Genomic DNA, 14,603 nt, shown 5'->3' with positions numbered 1-14,603 from the left:
GGTAAGAATCAACGCTCGTGTTCGGTTTCCGAGGAATGCTTCGGCAGTTGCTCCGCCTCTGGACACTCATCCGCAATGGGTAACTCCGCATAACCCCGCGGAACTGCTGCGAGCCGCCGTGAAATCGAGCCAATGCTTTCGATATTGACGATCTCTTCCCAAGCACACACTTCGTCGTCTTCCTCCGTTTCGTAGCGGATGGTAACAACATTCCCTTCGATGTCCACAATGCGTGCCCGGTCAATCAGGCGTTGTTGATCCCGCAAGTAAATCCAGACTTCTTGGCCGTCGGTATAGAGTTGATAAAGCTTGCGGTGTAGCATAGAACGGTCTCCTTCTCGGAATTGGGCGTAGCAACAGTTGATAAGCTGTGCTGCAACCTCTTGCCTGTCATCTTACCGCTAGACTTCAAAAGATGAGCAGCGGTGAATGGGAGGTGTGGGGACTGAGGTTGTTCATATCGTTGTAGCGATCGCGCAGCACAGGGGAAAGAGTGATTCTCTGACGGTCTGGGGCAGATCTCGTACAATCGAATAAGCGTAACAAAGGGTAAATAATCCGTTACTATAACGCTATTCATTTATTCTAACCAGTGCGGAGTCGTTCAAACGGCATGGGCAAAATTGTTGGCATTGATTTGGGGACAACCAATTCCGTCATTGCTGTGTTGGAAGGGGGAAAACCCGTTGTGATTGCCAATGCAGAAGGCTCCCGCACCACCCCCTCTGTGGTGGCCTTTGGCAAAGATGGCGAGCGCCTTGTGGGTCAGTTGGCGCGGCGACAGGCGGTGCTCAATCCCCAAAACACCTTCTATGCCGTGAAGCGGTTTATTGGCCGCGAATACAGTGAACTGACGGCTGAATCCAAGCGGGTACCCTATACGATTCGCCGCGATGAATCGGGTAAAGTGCGCATCAAGTGCCCACGCTTGCAACGGGAATTTGCCCCCGAAGAAATTTCAGCCATGGTCTTGCGCAAGCTGGTGGAGGATGCCAGCCGCTATCTAGGGGAACCCGTCACCGATGCGGTGATTACTGTCCCCGCCTACTTTAATGATTCGCAGCGGCAAGCCACCCGTGATGCTGGGCGGATTGCGGGTCTGAATGTGCGGCGGATTATTAATGAACCGACGGCAGCAGCCCTTGCCTATGGCCTCGATCGCCAGAAGGAGCAGACGATTCTCGTTTTTGACCTTGGCGGTGGCACCTTTGATGTCTCCATTCTCGATGTTGGCGATGGCGTGTTTGAGGTGAAGGCCACCAGCGGCGATACCCAACTGGGGGGCAATGACTTTGATAAGTTGATTGTGGACTGGCTAGCCGAAGACTTCCTCGCCAAAGAGGGCATTGATTTACGGCGCGATCGCCAGTCGCTACAACGGCTCACCGATGCTGCCGAAAAAGCCAAAATTGAACTTTCAGGCTTACTGGAAACCAATATCGATCTGCCCTTTGTCACCGCCACAGCGGATGGGCCAAAACACATTGAAACCACCCTCAGTCGTCGCCAATTTGAAGACCTGAGCCAAGACCTGCTGCAACGGCTGCGCTATCCGGTCGAACAGGCACTGATGGATGCCCATTTAACCCCCGCTCAAATTGATGCCGTGGTGCTAGTGGGTGGCGCGACGCGGATGCCCATGGTGCAGGATCTGGTGCGGCAGATGATTGGCCGTGAACCCAACCAAAATGTCAACCCCGATGAGGTGGTGGCTGTTGGTGCCGCCATTCAAGCAGGCATTCTCGCCGGGGATATGAAGGATATCCTGCTGCTGGATGTAACCCCCCTTTCCTTGGGTGTGGAAACCATTGGCGGCGTCACGAAGGTGCTGATTCCCCGCAATACAACGATTCCGGTGCGCCGCTCCGATATTTTCTCAACCTCAGAAAATAACCAAAGCCAAGTGGAAATCCACGTCGTTCAAGGGGAGCGAGAACTGGCAGAACACAATAAGTCCTTGGGACGCTTTAAGTTAACGGGAATTCCGCCAGCGCCTCGGGGGGTGCCCCAAATTCAAGTATCCTTTGACTTGGATGCCAATGGCCTGCTCCAAGTGGTGGCCTTGGATCGCTTTAGCGGTCGTGAGCAAAGTGTGGTGATTCAGGGGGCATCAACCCTCAGTGAAGAGGAAATTCAGCAGATGCTCTTGGATGCCGAGACCAACGCTGCCAGCGATCGCCAGCGGCGGGCACGCATTGAGAAGCGCAACCGTGCTCAAGATTTGATTCACCGCGCTGAACGTCAATTGCGGGAAGCGGCTCAGGAATTTGGCTATCAATTTGCCGCTGATCAGCGCCGGAGTATTGAGGCCCTAGTGCGGCAATTGCAGGAGGCCATTCGCAATGAGGACGATCGCCAGATTGACCTCACCTATGCGGCTCTTGAAGAGCGGCTCTACGACTTTGTCCGCCAACTGCGCCTCAGCGAAGAAGCATTGGAAGACGATGAGGATGTCTTTAAGCTGCCCAACCTCAAGGAAGCAGTCAATAAAGGCCTTGATGCGGTGCGGGGTCGAGAGCGGCGGCGTGACGATTATGAGGATGAGTGGGATGAGCCACCCCGGACGCGGCGTTCTCGGGGGTATTCCCAGCGCAGTGATTCAGCCGCATGGGAGGATTGGGATGACGACGACTGGTAGAACTTGTTTGCATTGTTTGCCGCAACTGTGAGTGTAGATAGGACTGTCGATGCGTAATTTTCGAGATTACTACCAGCTTTTGGGCGTGGATCGAGGTGCGAGCACTGAGGAAATTAAACGTGCCTATCGGCGGCTGGCGCGGCGGTATCATCCCGATATGAATCCGGGCGATCGCGCTGCTGAAGAGAAGTTCAAAGACATTAGTGAAGCCTACCAAGTCCTAAGTGATCCGGCTCGCCGTGAGCAATACGATCGCTACGGTGAATATTGGTCACAGCCCGGCTTTCGCACTCGCCCTTCCCAACGTACCACTATGGCTCGGCGCAATGGCACCAGTGTCAGGGAAGAACCCGACCTCAGTGAAGATAATTTTCAAGAGTTTTTGGATCAACTGTTGGGTCGGCGATCGCCCCGCACCTCTACGGTTGCTGCGGATCCCCCCCGTCGCTCGCCTACGATAGACACAGACTACTTTCGCCCCGGCACCGTCAAAACCGCCTATACCGCTGTGAGTCGTCGCGACGCTGAAGCCACCCTAGAAATCCCCCTCGAGAAGGCCTACGAAGGGGGACGGGAGCGGATTCGCCTTGGGGATGGACGCTCCTTAGAAGTGACGCTGCCACCGGGGATGGTTACGGGTCAGCGGATTCGGCTGCGGGGTCAAGGTACAGGTGGAGGTGATCTCTATCTGAAAATTCAAGTGACGCCCCATCCCCTCTTTCGCCTTGAGGACTACGACATCGTCTGTGAACTCCCCGTGACCCCCAGTGAGGCTGCCCTCGGCGGCCAAATTGAAGCCCCGACCCTCGATGGTTGGGTGAAAATGATGGTGCCAGCAGGGGTACGCACAGGCCAACGTTTGCGACTGGCGGGTAAGGGCTATCCTCGCCCCGATGGCGATCGCGGTGACCAACTGGTGGAAATTGTCATTACACTGCCGCCCCAACTGAGTGATGCTGAACGCGATCTCTACCGGCAACTTCAGGCCATTGAGTCCTACAACCCCCGTGCCCATCTGGCGTACTCCTAAACTATGGATGCCTTGGTCTTTGCTGACCCCGCAGCGCAGCCTCTCCTAGAGGACATTCAGACCTACCTCAGTACCGTTGTTGCGCCAATTGCCAACCGCATTGATCAGCAAAAGTCCCTTTTATCGGAAAGTCTGCAAGCCCTAGGGAATTTGGGCATTTTTCGTTTGGCGGTACCCAAGGCAAGGGGGGGATTGGGGTGCGATCGCCGTACCCTGTGGCATTTGAACTTGCAACTAGCGCAAACCTCCGGTGCCCTTGCCTTTTTGGTGGCACAACATCAATCCGCCTTGGGGATCATTCTTGAACATCCTGAAGGGAACGTTGCCCAAACCTACCTAGCGGACTTAATGAAGGGGCAGATGTTGATTGGTGTCAGCTTTTCCCACCTACGCCACAACCCAGTGGATCTACAAGCTCAACCGACCAGCGAGGGCTACCTCTTGCGGGGAACACTGCCTTGGCTCAGTGGCTTTCAGCACATGACGATGTTTGTCGCCGCAGCTCCCCTACCGGATCAGCGTCTTCTCTTTGCCCTCATGCCCTTTATCAATGCCCAACAGGCCACTGGCGGAATTTTGCACCTCTCATTGCCCTTGCCCTTGGCCGCTGTGCCCTCAACTCAAACGGTGCAAGCAGAAGTGGTGGATTGGTTAGTCCCGCCGGAAGATGTAGTGGGTATCAGTGAGGTGGATTGGATGGCCGTCCGCGATCGCCAGCAATTGCTGCGGGGCAGTGCCGCCCCCATGGGTTGTGGCCGTGCCAGTTTGCAGATTCTCGCTGAGAGTGCCGACGCCAAAGACCTCTATCACCACTTTCGCGATCGCTGGCACCGCCTTTACGACCAGATTCAAGAAGAGCTAGAGAACCTGAATCCCCCCCACCATGCAAAACTGCGCGCCGCCGCCATTCACCTTGCCGTCCAAGCGGCTCAGGCTGCCCTGATGACAACGGGTGGCAGTGCCTTGATGCTCAGTCACACAGTGCAGCGTCTCTATCGCGAAGCCATGCTCTACACCGTCTCTGGCTTGAATGCCCCCGTGCGCCATGCCTTGATGGAGGATTTGTTGCTTGAAAAGGGTTCCCACTGAGCAAGATCAGTGTCTGCCCCTTGAGTGGTTGGCTCGCCCTGCCCCAGTGGTTGCCCAAGAATTACTGGGGTGTCTTCTCGTGCGACAGCAGGCCAATGGTCAACTCTACCGCGGCCGTATTGTTGAAACTGAAGCCTATATGGCCGGCGACCCCGCGTGTCATGGCTACCGTCGCCAAACGGCTCGCAACGCCCCGATGTTTGCGGCACCAGGGACAATCTATGTCTATCAAATCTATGGCATTCACCACTGCCTGAATATCGCCAGCGATCGCCCCAATTTTGCCAGTGCTGTTCTCATTCGTGCCCTTGAGATGCTTAGTCCGCCCTTGCCCCCCCGCAGTGCTGCTGGTCCGGGGAAACTGTGCCAAGTCTTGGGGATCGATCGCCAGCTTTCGGGCTTGATGCTAGGGAAAGAGAGCGGCCTCTGGTTAGAAAAGCCACCCCAACCCCTAACAGCCCCTGTGGTACAAACCACTCGCATTGGTATTTCCCAAGGTCAGGAGATTCCGTGGCGGTGGTATGTGCAGGGCAACCCGGCGGTCTCCCGTTATTCGTAGCTGCCCGTTGTCACCTCCAGCAATTCCTCCGGTTGGTGGAGAAACTGAATGGCCTTTTCGAGGGCTTGTCGGCGATTGCTCACCACATGGTCTGCCGGCAACCGATCCAAAATACGGAAGCGCTGCAGCCGCTGTTGCACCTTATCCGCCGAACCATTCACGAGAAAAATTGCTAAACGATGCTTTTGTGCCTCTTGGATGAGTGACTCAATGGCCAACGTTGCCGTTACCCCCAACAGGGGCACACTGCTGACATCCAGAATCAGCACCTTATAGTCCGACATGATCGCCTGCCGCTGGGAAATTGCCCAAGCGGAGCCAAAACTCATTGGACCCCCAAGGTGGAGGAGCAACAGTTGACCCTTGGCTTCGCGGAAGAGTTCTTTTTCCTCGGGGGTGAGGGGCGTTTGATCATCGGCGTGGGTAATCGCCTTCACATCCTCCGATTGCAGATCCGCCAAGCGCTTGATCGTCAGCATATTGGCAATAAAGACACCCACACCCACCGCCACAATCAAATCCACAAAGACCGTCAGCAGCATCACACCATACATAATGAAGGCCGCCCGCAGGGACAAGAGGTGGGCACGCTTGAGAAAATTCCAGTCAATGATGTCAATCCCCACCTTGATCAGAATCCCCGCCAACACGGCATTGGGAATCGGTTCCGTCAAAGGCGCAGCCCACAGCACCACCATCAGTAGAATGACAGCGTGGATCATGCCCGATAAGCAGGTGCGTCCCCCCGCTTGAATATTCACCACTGTGCCCATCGTGGCACCGGCACCGGGCAGACCACCAAATAAGCCGGACAGTAGGTTACCAATACCTTGGCCAATCAGTTCCTTATCGGAATCGTGCTGGGTGCGGGTAATGCTATCGGCAATCACCGAGGTCAGGAGCGAATCAATACAGCCGAGCATCCCCAGCATTGCCCCGTCCACAATCATCGTTTTCAGCGCAGGCAGTGTAAACGTCGGCGGCACAAACGCTGGCAGCCCCGTGGGAATCGTGCCAATGCGGGTCAAACCGGCATCCGCAAAAAACACCATTGACAAAATCGTGCCTAAAACCAAGGCGAGAAGCTGTGGCGGCACAATTCGCCGAATTTTCTGGGGCGTGAAATAAATGAGTCCGAGGGTGAACAAGCCCAAGGTAAGGGCAGCCGAGTTCAAGGTTTGAATCCACTCTGGCAAGTTTTGCACTGCCCCCAAGACCCCCCCTTTACTGCTGTGCCCCAACAGGGGACCAATTTGCAGCAGGATCATGATTAGGCCAATTCCCGACATAAAGCCAGAAATCACGGTGTAGGGCATGAGGGTGATGTATTTACCCAACCGCAACAGACCAAAGAGGATTTGAAAACCGCCCGCCAGCATTACCACCGTAAAAGCCATGTATAACCCCTGTTCGGGATATTCACTGGTCAGGCGGGTGATCACTGCCGTCATCACGACGGTCATCGGCCCTGTCGGATTGGAAATGAGTGTTGGCGTGCCCCCAAAGAGAGCCGCAAAAAAGCCAAGAAAGACGACGCAGTACAGTCCCGCCGTTGCACCAGCCCCAGAGGTGACCCCAAAGGCCAAGGCCATCGGCAAGGCGACAATGGCGGCAGTCAGCCCACCAAAGAGATCGCCGCGCCAATAGCGAAAGTGAACTCGATTAACTAAATTTGTTAGCATTTCTGCCCCTTTTGGCGAATCTAGAGAGGGTGTCATAGCGAAATCGCTGTTAAGAGCACTCCCTATGGGAGTATCCTCATAACTTGTAGCTATGGTAAGAAAATATTTAATTGATATAATTCTATGCTTTAGGGGAGACAATCGGTCTAGGGAAAACATCAAAGAATTTCTTATCTGTCCTATAGGCAAAAAGGGGAGAATCGGCAGAGAGCGAGGCTTGCTCACTGTAAAACTTTGTTACACTCAGGGATTGAGAGCAGCAACTTACGAGGTCATGACACTCCTATGAGTCAATCGCCGCTGGATGCCTTTTTCCTTGGTCGAGCAACCGCAACGCTCCTGCGTGATCAGGCGCAGCATCTATTTGTGGAATTCCTAAGTCAACTGGGGCGATTTGATGCCGAGCAGCAGCAGCGGCTCCATCAATTCATGGAAGAGGTGCAAGCTCGTGCCCGTCAAGAAGCAGAAATGGTGGTGCCTCGGCGTAGCCAACAAGTGGATTGGCAAGCTTTGATTGATGATTTGCGGGCGGAAATTGCTGCTCTACGCACGGAACTGCAACGCTACCGCAATCGCGAAAGCTAGGCACGCGGAACAACAATATAGCCAGTTTTTAAGTAGGCATCGGTTGATGCTGGCTTTGGGGAAAAAGACTCACCACCCAAAACCCAGTGGCGATCGCGCCCCCAATACCACCAATAGGCTGCCGTGTAGGCACAGAGAACGGCATCGAGTTGATCTTCAAGAGCCTTGAGGTCTCGCCCGTTGCTGGGGATTTCGATAGTGAGTTCTAGTGCTAAGGGTGGCTCACAGTGGGGAAGCTGGGTGGCCATTAAATCCCTAAGCTTGGCTAACCCTTTGGCTCGTTCTGCAAGGCGGCCTTTTTTGTATTTAATGATTTGGTCAAGCTGAAAGAGGGCGATCGCCGTGGCATGGGGGAAGACTTCAATTTGAAATCGCCCGTGTGCTTGGGGGGCGATTGTAGGCGCATGGCGAAACCCCCGTTGGCTAAGGGCTTGACTAAAACCCGTGGTGTGCTGCGCAAAGGGGGATTGCTGATTGGCCGGATAGCAGCCGGCGTGATAGCGCCCAAGCAGTTGGTGAGCTTGGCGATCGCAGGTACGCATTCCCCGCGAATTGGGAATAATGAGGGGGGCATCCACCGCCACCATGGCTGCTTGCGCAGAGGGTGCATCGCGATCAATCCATGCCAAAAGTTCATCCGTATCACGGGAGCGATCGCAAGCGACCAGCGCCAAATCTTGTCCCTGCCACTGCAAACAGCAGTACCCCGACGCTCCCCCCCGCCACGCCAGATCAACGCCGAGAAACCGCATTCACTGCCATCAACTGTTGTTGCGGTGGATGATCTTGAATCAGCAAAGCAGCAGCCACAACTCCCACTGGCGGTACCAGCACTAACCCCACGAAGGGAATGAAGAGTGCCAAAAACTGCGCTAGACCAAGACCATAGATTTGTGGCGTATAGGCACGGGTCAAGAGCTTGCGCTCTCTCAAAGAGGTGCTGTGTTTTTCAAGGAGGTAATCAAAGCTGCTTCGCCCTAGAAAGAAACTGTTAACGATCGCCATCACGATAGGTTGCAGCGGCCCTGTTAGAAATGAAAGCAGCAGGAAGATCACCTGCAACACTGCATCCCGCAGCGCAAACCAACCACCGATAATAGCGTTCAATAGATCGCGCCGCCACCCCACCTCAATCGTTTGTCCCGTGGTAATTTTTTCAACACGGTTGAGCAGCGGACCAAGGAAAGGAATCACCACAAGGGGAATCAGCGTTTGATAGCCAATTAGGGCCAAAAAGACAGCAATGAGGGTTGCCAAAATATCAATGAACCCTTGGTATAGCCACTGCCATTCCCCACCCACAAACCAATAATCACCAATGACTTGAACAGCCCAGAAAGCAGCAATGATAAGCGTTACCCCCAGAACGAGGCTCAAGCAGGCAGGTAACAGTAGATAGCCCCAAAGACGATAACGGGCGATAAAAAAAAGACCACGACCAAAGGCAAAGAAACCCGCCTGAAACCGCCGTCCTGCTGCCCAAAGCTGCTTGATCACTCAATCATTCTTCTAGAAGCCCCTAGGAAAATCCTAGCCTATCCACGGCGGGGCGGTGTTCCTTCATCATCCGGCGGCGGCGCATCGGCAACAAAATCAGGGGTATTGACCTGTTCAGCACGGGAAACTGGCGTTGCTGTCGGTCGCCATAGCCAACTGGTCAACAGTCCAAGGGTGAGAAGTCCCACCAAGAGGGGAATGAATAGATCCGTCATCGTTGTTCGCCTCATTGAAGTCATTATTGTACAGAATCGGATGAATCTCTCTTGAGTGCTGGCTCTCTTGACGCAGTGGGACTCTTGTAAGTTCCAGTGCAACCTTTCGCAAGAATTGAATACACTCAAAACGGTTAAACCTGCTCGCTGTAGCCGCAGAGTTTGAGCTATCGTTGAAGTGGCTGCCTTCGGTGATAAGAGCAATGCCCCTGTCTCCCTTTTGGATTTGGTTAATTGTTGCCATCATTCTTTTTGTGATGGAGCTTGTTTTGCCGACGGCTTTTATGGAAGCCACTCTCGGTCTCAGCGCCCTGATTGTTGCCTTTCTCTCGTTTCTGATTCCCAGCTTTTCAATACAGATTCTCCTCTGGATGCTGCTCTCTGTTGTGGTGGCCTTTCTCCTGCGGCGGTATCAACCAAAGCGAGTTCCCCCCGTCCTCAAGGAAGCCGCCGAGGCGGAAACACTTACGAAAATCCCCGCTGGCGAGACGGGGCGAGTGCTGTACGAAGGGATTTCTTGGCAAGCTCGCTGTGGTGATCCCCGCTTGGCCATTCCCGAACATCAGCGGGTGATTATCATTGGCCGTCAGGGAACGACGCTGATTGTGATGCCCGAGGATGCTATTCAGTCCTAGGCGGCGATCGCCGTTTCTTGCGGTGCGTGGTGGCTGGATCAATGGGGAAACCGGCAAGGGGAACCACCTGCTCAAGGCGTTCTTTCTCAAGCCGTTTTAATTCCGTGTAATCTACCCAGTGGATACAGTCAACGGGACAGGTATCAATGGCTTCTTGAATCAGTTCAAGGGGGTCACCATCTTGGCGTACCACCCGCGATCGCCCGTAGTTCGGCTCGATGTAAAACGTATTTCGCGCCACATGGGCACAGTGTTTGCAGCCAATACAGGTAATTTCATCGACATAGACACCGCGCTGACGGTGAGTGCCCCCGAGTTCAGGTTCGTAGCCGCTGCGAGGTTCACTTTGGCGAAGTTGGCCGCCAAGTTCTGGCTCTAAACCAAGGGGTTGCCCCTCTGCCCCGTGCCTCTCCATTGTTTTGAATGATCTTCAACGGCTAGGAACGCCAGCGTTGCAATACGAGCTTGACACTCCCATCGGCCTGCTGTTCTGTGGCCTGCACTTGGAAGCCCTGTTCAGTAGCGGATTGCAACACCGCATGGTAGGCATAGCGCTGAGTGACTTTATTCAAGAAGCGATCCACTGACCATGCCTGCTGCCAAAACTCCAAATCTGCCACTAGCTCATACTCGGTGCCATTCCAGCGAAAGCCAATGTCATAGCCGTTGTCTTGGGGAACAACGACTTGAGCCGTTTGGGTTTGACCGCGAAAGCCGCGCACTTCTTGGCAGCCAGATTGCCATGGTAAGCCCAAGTCCGTTAGGGCAGACTGGAGGGCGGGTAAACTGCGAATTTGGGTTTTGATTTGGCTGAAGTGCGACATGGATCACCAATCCTCAACGATTACCACTGGGAGGGGACAGATTGAACAACCAATTGATTTTCTTCCTCTTGGGGAGCGTAGTATTCTGCGGTGGGCTGTTGGCTAATGACACACCCCAGCTGCGCTTCAATGGCAGCAGTCACCTCAGCACAGGATGCCCCAGAAATTCCCGTCACCGTTTCAACGACACGGCCATCGGGATAAATCACGAATTCAAGGGTTTCTAGCATTGGCACAACCTACTCACTCGCAGTTATGACAAACCGCTCACGAGGATAAAATTCAAGTCCTAACCTATGGAACTCATTGTGACGAAGGCTAACCAAAGGAGTCAAGGGCTTTAATAAACTTTACACTCCGCAGCAGTTTCCTCCGGCTGCCTGAAGACCTGAAGAATCAGTCATCTATAGAGCCAAGTCTGCGTCGAGAATTGATAAGAGATATGTGAATTGCTTTTCTTGGACGGGACGGCGGCCTCAGGGCGATCGCGACCTCACTCAATCCCTCTGCAAAAGGCGGTATGATATTCAGAAATTCGTTTCGCCTTAAACTCTCAGAAAACCATAAAAAAACTTAAAAAAATATGGGGCAGTCTTTTTCACCATTAACAGTTTTGGCCTTGGCATTCCTACGGGGGGTATCTTCCTCTCTGTGGCCAGCGATCGCCCGCGGCGAGTCCCAAGAATCCATCAATGTCAATCCCCAAGACCAAGTACACAGTGCTGAACAATTTCTCGATGCCCTCTTTGGCAATCACGTTGATTTAGCGTTGAGCTATTTACATCCGCAACTGCAACGGGAGTTTTCACCGAAAAAATTGAAGCAACGCCAAGCCAATTTTCTGAGGCGGGTAGGCGTGTACAAAGAGCGTCTTGGGAGTCAGATCAACGACAATATTGTCAGTATCAAGGTAGCCTTTTCTAACGTTACAGATACATTGATTGTGATGATGGATAGCAATGGTAAGATCACAGGTATTGATTTCCCTGCAGCGCCTGATGACCTGTCTGCTCAGCCTCTGCTTTCGCCCTCTCGGCCTTGACCTTTATGCAAGAACGGCGTAGTTCTCCTGCACCTGAATTATCTTTACAAAATACGCCCTTTTTTCGCGACTTACCCCAGGCAGTGGTGGAGAAAGCCCTAGCCCATGTAGTGACACGTCAGCATCCCGCCAACCGCGTGATCTTGCTGGAGAATGACTGGGGCACATCAGTTTACTTCATCCTCAGTGGCTGGGTCAAAATTCGCACCTACAACATTGATGGCAAAGAAGTCACCCTGAATATCCTCGGTCCCGGCGAACTCTTTGGCGAAATGGCTCCCCTAGAGGAAGTGCCCCGCTCAACGGATGTGATTACCCTAACACCGACAGTTGTGGCCAATATGCCCGCAACGGATTTTGTCAATCTTGTCAATACGGAACCTCAAGCGGGCATACGCCTCGCCAAGTTGATGGCACGACGGCTCCGGCAACTGAATCGGCGGCTGCGGCTGCGGGAATCGGATAGTATGTCACGGGTGGCGGATATTCTGCTGTTTTTGGCGGATGGTCAAGGGCGACAGGGAGCGGATGGCCTAGAAATTCCGAATCTGCCCCACCGCGAACTGAGTAGCTTAAGTGGCATGGCACGGGAGACGGTAACACGGGTGCTTGGGAAGCTGGAGCGCAGGGGGATTATTCGCCGCAACCCAGAGAGCCTGTGCATTACGAATCTACGTGCCCTAGAAAGTTTACTCCTTTAGGACTAAGAACAATAATGATTGCCCTGAAGAGGATGGCAGCAAGTAATGCCCAATGCTCCAGCCAATGAACACCCCTAAAATTGCCATTTGAATCAGCACTAGCATAATTTGCCAGTTGTGGTAGCCAGCAGCTTTCATTTCAATGCGCACAAGAATTTCGGTGCCAATGAGAATGGCGATCACACTAAAGACGTGAAAGGCAATAATGGCAAGGGTGACAGCGGTACTCAGCACCAGTACGGTCAAGAGACTGGGGGTGCCCACGCGCATAATTAAGCTACTAAAGATATTTCTAGGGTTGCTCTGGCGCGATCGCAACAGGCTAGAGGTGCCCCCCACAACAAACACTATCAGAATTGCTGCCAAAAAAGAGGCATAGGCTGACCACAGCCAAGGATAGGCAGACAAATACCAGCCCACGAGGACGTAGCCCAGAACCACCAGCAACAGTAGAGCAAGGGGAAACTTGGTATAGTCTGGCGATGCGCTCATCGCTAACGGGGTGCAAGGTGCGTACAAATCCACTCTACGGCAGCGGCTAAATCTGCTGCAATGTAATCGGGTCGACTGGCGTGCTGGTAACTCCCCTCAAGAACGCGATCGCCAAAGCCGGTTTGTACTAAAATCCCATAGCAGCCGGCATTCCGCGCCAGATCAATATCGGTCGCTTTGTCCCCCACCATGACACTGCGGCTGAGATCTAAATCATGATCCCAAGCGGCCGCTACGAGCATTCCTGTATTGGGTTTGCGCCATGTTGTCCAGCCCGCATAGTCGGCAACCACTCCCCCTTCAGGACGGCTGAGATCAGGACAGAAATAAACCGCATCCAACACCGCACCGGCACTGGCGGCTAGCAACTCCTGAAGTCTGTGGTGCAGGGCATGAACATGATCGATGCTGTAATAATCTCGCGCAGGACCTGATTGATTGGAGGCTAAGCAGCAAAACCACCCCGCATCATTGAGCCGTCGCACTGCCTGAGCCACACCGGGGATGAGCTGTAAGTCCTCAAGGCGGTGAATATAGCCCACCTCTTGGTTCAGCACGCCATCGCGATCGAGAAAGACAGCCGGTCTAGCCATGGCGAGCCGCCTCAATCACGGCTGACACGGGAATATCGGCCATGTTGCCAGTAGGGGATTTGACGGCTCGAAAGCGCGGATCGTTGGGCAGGAGTTTGGCAGGATCCGTAGGGCCAAAAAGCGCCACAAGGGGAGTCCCCACCGCCACGCCAATGTGCATCGGGCCACTGTCGGTACAGAGAATCTGTTGTGCCTGTTGCATTAGAGCTGCCAGTTTGCGCAAGTCTGGAGGACGGCTAATCTTAATTTCCGGTAGCGCCTGCGTTAGCGCACTCACCCATGCGTGATCTTCAGGCCCACAGACCACGATAAAGGGCAGGTGCGGCTCCTGCTGTTGCAGCGTCTGGATGATCTCAACCCAAGCAGCGGGGGGGTAAATTTTGTTAATTCCCTTGGTAAGTGCCATCTGACTTGAGCCACCGTGCAAGAGGCGATACCGCCCAGTAATTCCTAGGCGTTGCTGCTCTGCCGTTGCCCACTGTTGATCCGCCTCAGCAATCACGGCCTTGGGCAGGGGACAGGGGGTAGTGATACCAAAGGCTTGCAGTAAGTCGTGGTAGGTGGCGGCGCTGTATTGATCAAGGTTGACAGGTACCGCATCGGTGAGAAACCCCAAGGGATTGAGCTTCGCAAAGCCCACGCGCTTGGGAATCCCCGTCAGCCACAGCAAAAAGCGCACCGCCTTACTGCGCCCTAAGGAGAGAATGGCATCGTACTCCCCATCCCGCAGCATACCAATCAGATTTACCCAGTCAGCCAAGGCATTGCGGTCTTTGAAGTCAAAGGGAATCACTTGGTGGATTGTAGAACTCAGTTGGTAGGCAGCAACCGCACGGGGCTCAGCAACCACATCAATTTGACTATTCGGAAAGTGGGTTTTGAGGTCCTCGAGGGTAGGAAAAAACAAAATTTGATCCCCAATACCCCCTGGCACCAGCGCAACAATATTTTTCATCAGCGACCTCCAACAGCAAAAAGCCTTGAATCCAAAGCCCCACAAAAGCCACTGCCTTTCCAGAAG

19 protein-coding genes are annotated in these 14,603 nt (G+C 53.8%); 8 read left to right on the top strand and 11 right to left on the bottom strand.

From position 1 onward, the window contains the following. Positions 1–8: 8 nt before the first annotated feature. A complete protein-coding gene (locus RHJ02_RS08190) occupies positions 9–323 on the bottom strand; it encodes a DUF6679 family protein (RefSeq protein ID WP_024125163.1) in 315 nt (104 codons plus the stop codon). Positions 324–613: 290 nt separating this feature from the next. Between RHJ02_RS08190 and dnaK the strand changes: the two genes are divergently transcribed. Genes dnaK through RHJ02_RS08170 form a run of 4 tightly spaced genes read left to right on the top strand, consistent with a single transcriptional unit; the run spans position 614 to position 5,316 of the window. Next, positions 614–2,638, top strand: coding sequence for a molecular chaperone DnaK (gene dnaK / locus RHJ02_RS08185; protein WP_206199749.1), 2,025 nt, complete (start codon positions 614–616; stop codon positions 2,636–2,638). Between the two features lie 49 nt (positions 2,639–2,687). Continuing rightward, on the top strand, positions 2,688–3,668 hold the full coding sequence (locus RHJ02_RS08180) for a DnaJ C-terminal domain-containing protein (RefSeq protein ID WP_206199748.1): 981 nt from the start codon (positions 2,688–2,690) through the stop codon (positions 3,666–3,668). A 3-nt stretch (positions 3,669–3,671) separates the two neighbouring features. Continuing rightward, complete coding sequence (locus RHJ02_RS08175; protein WP_310800110.1) at positions 3,672–4,757, top strand: acyl-CoA dehydrogenase family protein; 1,086 nt, start codon at positions 3,672–3,674, stop codon at positions 4,755–4,757. 46 nt (positions 4,758–4,803) lie between these two features. Then, positions 4,804–5,316 carry a DNA-3-methyladenine glycosylase gene (locus RHJ02_RS08170; RefSeq protein WP_255451731.1) on the top strand — a complete coding sequence of 171 codons (513 nt, stop codon included), beginning with the start codon at positions 4,804–4,806 and terminating at the stop codon, positions 5,314–5,316. On the opposite strand, the gene RHJ02_RS08165 is transcribed toward RHJ02_RS08170, so the two are convergent. Next, entirely contained in the window at positions 5,307–6,998 is a 1,692-nt protein-coding gene (locus RHJ02_RS08165; RefSeq protein WP_206199746.1) for a SulP family inorganic anion transporter, read from the bottom strand. The two genes, RHJ02_RS08170 and RHJ02_RS08165, sit on opposite strands and share 10 nt — an antisense overlap. Positions 6,999–7,283: 285 nt before the next feature. Here RHJ02_RS08165 and RHJ02_RS08160 point away from each other — a divergent pair, with 285 nt between their 5' ends. Further along, positions 7,284–7,583 carry a DUF6825 family protein gene (locus tag RHJ02_RS08160; RefSeq protein ID WP_206199745.1) on the top strand — a complete coding sequence of 100 codons (300 nt, stop codon included), beginning with the start codon at positions 7,284–7,286 and terminating at the stop codon, positions 7,581–7,583. On the opposite strand, the gene RHJ02_RS08155 is transcribed toward RHJ02_RS08160, so the two are convergent. The 3 genes from RHJ02_RS08155 to RHJ02_RS08145 are packed head-to-tail and all read right to left on the bottom strand — an operon-like array spanning position 7,580 to position 9,295. Beyond that, positions 7,580–8,335 (bottom strand): DUF429 domain-containing protein, encoded by a 756-nt coding sequence (locus tag RHJ02_RS08155; protein ID WP_310742882.1) that lies wholly within the window; start codon positions 8,333–8,335, stop codon positions 7,580–7,582. The two genes, RHJ02_RS08160 and RHJ02_RS08155, sit on opposite strands and share 4 nt — an antisense overlap. Then, entirely contained in the window at positions 8,316–9,080 is a 765-nt protein-coding gene (locus tag RHJ02_RS08150; RefSeq protein WP_206199743.1) for an EI24 domain-containing protein, read from the bottom strand. Before RHJ02_RS08150 ends, RHJ02_RS08155 begins: the two co-directional genes overlap by 20 nt. A 38-nt stretch (positions 9,081–9,118) precedes the next feature. After that, a complete protein-coding gene (locus tag RHJ02_RS08145; protein WP_190278217.1) occupies positions 9,119–9,295 on the bottom strand; it encodes a hypothetical protein in 177 nt (58 codons plus the stop codon). Positions 9,296–9,498: 203 nt separating this feature from the next. On the opposite strand from RHJ02_RS08145, the gene RHJ02_RS08140 reads away from it, so the two are divergent. Then, positions 9,499–9,930, top strand: a complete 432-nt coding sequence (locus RHJ02_RS08140; protein ID WP_206199742.1) for an NfeD family protein — start codon at positions 9,499–9,501, stop codon at positions 9,928–9,930. On the opposite strand, the gene RHJ02_RS08135 is transcribed toward RHJ02_RS08140, so the two are convergent. The 3 genes from RHJ02_RS08135 to RHJ02_RS08125 are packed head-to-tail and all read right to left on the bottom strand — an operon-like array spanning position 9,917 to position 10,984. After that, positions 9,917–10,345: a ferredoxin gene (locus tag RHJ02_RS08135; protein WP_206199741.1), complete on the bottom strand. Its 429-nt coding sequence runs from the start codon at positions 10,343–10,345 to the stop codon at positions 9,917–9,919. The two genes, RHJ02_RS08140 and RHJ02_RS08135, sit on opposite strands and share 14 nt — an antisense overlap. A 22-nt stretch (positions 10,346–10,367) precedes the next feature. Then, the gene (locus RHJ02_RS08130; protein ID WP_206199740.1) at positions 10,368–10,754 is read right to left on the bottom strand and encodes a DUF1257 domain-containing protein; all 387 of its coding nucleotides are present in this window, start codon (positions 10,752–10,754) and stop codon (positions 10,368–10,370) included. 20 nt (positions 10,755–10,774) lie between these two features. Next, complete coding sequence (locus RHJ02_RS08125) at positions 10,775–10,984, bottom strand: DUF2997 domain-containing protein (protein WP_190278215.1); 210 nt, start codon at positions 10,982–10,984, stop codon at positions 10,775–10,777. A 353-nt stretch (positions 10,985–11,337) separates the two neighbouring features. Here RHJ02_RS08125 and RHJ02_RS08120 point away from each other — a divergent pair, with 353 nt between their 5' ends. Both RHJ02_RS08120 and RHJ02_RS08115 read left to right on the top strand, forming a co-directional pair. Next, positions 11,338–11,796: a hypothetical protein gene (locus tag RHJ02_RS08120; protein WP_310453659.1), complete on the top strand. Its 459-nt coding sequence runs from the start codon at positions 11,338–11,340 to the stop codon at positions 11,794–11,796. A gap of 5 nt (positions 11,797–11,801) precedes the next feature. Further along, the gene (locus RHJ02_RS08115) at positions 11,802–12,497 is read left to right on the top strand and encodes a Crp/Fnr family transcriptional regulator (protein ID WP_206199738.1); all 696 of its coding nucleotides are present in this window, start codon (positions 11,802–11,804) and stop codon (positions 12,495–12,497) included. Here the strand turns inward: RHJ02_RS08115 and RHJ02_RS08110 are convergent. The 3 genes from RHJ02_RS08110 to RHJ02_RS08100 are packed head-to-tail and all read right to left on the bottom strand — an operon-like array spanning position 12,486 to position 14,537. Beyond that, positions 12,486–12,989, bottom strand: coding sequence for a hypothetical protein (locus RHJ02_RS08110; protein ID WP_206199737.1), 504 nt, complete (start codon positions 12,987–12,989; stop codon positions 12,486–12,488). The two genes, RHJ02_RS08115 and RHJ02_RS08110, sit on opposite strands and share 12 nt — an antisense overlap. Before the next feature lie 2 nt (positions 12,990–12,991). Next, complete coding sequence (locus RHJ02_RS08105) at positions 12,992–13,582, bottom strand: HAD-IIIA family hydrolase (protein WP_206199736.1); 591 nt, start codon at positions 13,580–13,582, stop codon at positions 12,992–12,994. Then, positions 13,575–14,537, bottom strand: coding sequence for a glycosyltransferase family 9 protein (locus RHJ02_RS08100; RefSeq protein WP_310744440.1), 963 nt, complete (start codon positions 14,535–14,537; stop codon positions 13,575–13,577). The genes RHJ02_RS08105 and RHJ02_RS08100 overlap by 8 nt, the downstream gene beginning before the upstream one ends. Between the last annotated feature and the right edge of the window lie 66 nt (positions 14,538–14,603).

The organism is Thermosynechococcus sp. TG215 (genome assembly GCF_031583455.1).
In the GTDB taxonomy this organism is placed as follows: Bacteria; Cyanobacteriota; Cyanobacteriia; order Thermosynechococcales; family Thermosynechococcaceae; genus Thermosynechococcus.
Note: the sequence above shows the minus strand (reverse complement) of the source record. Positions and strands in the feature narration are given on the sequence as shown.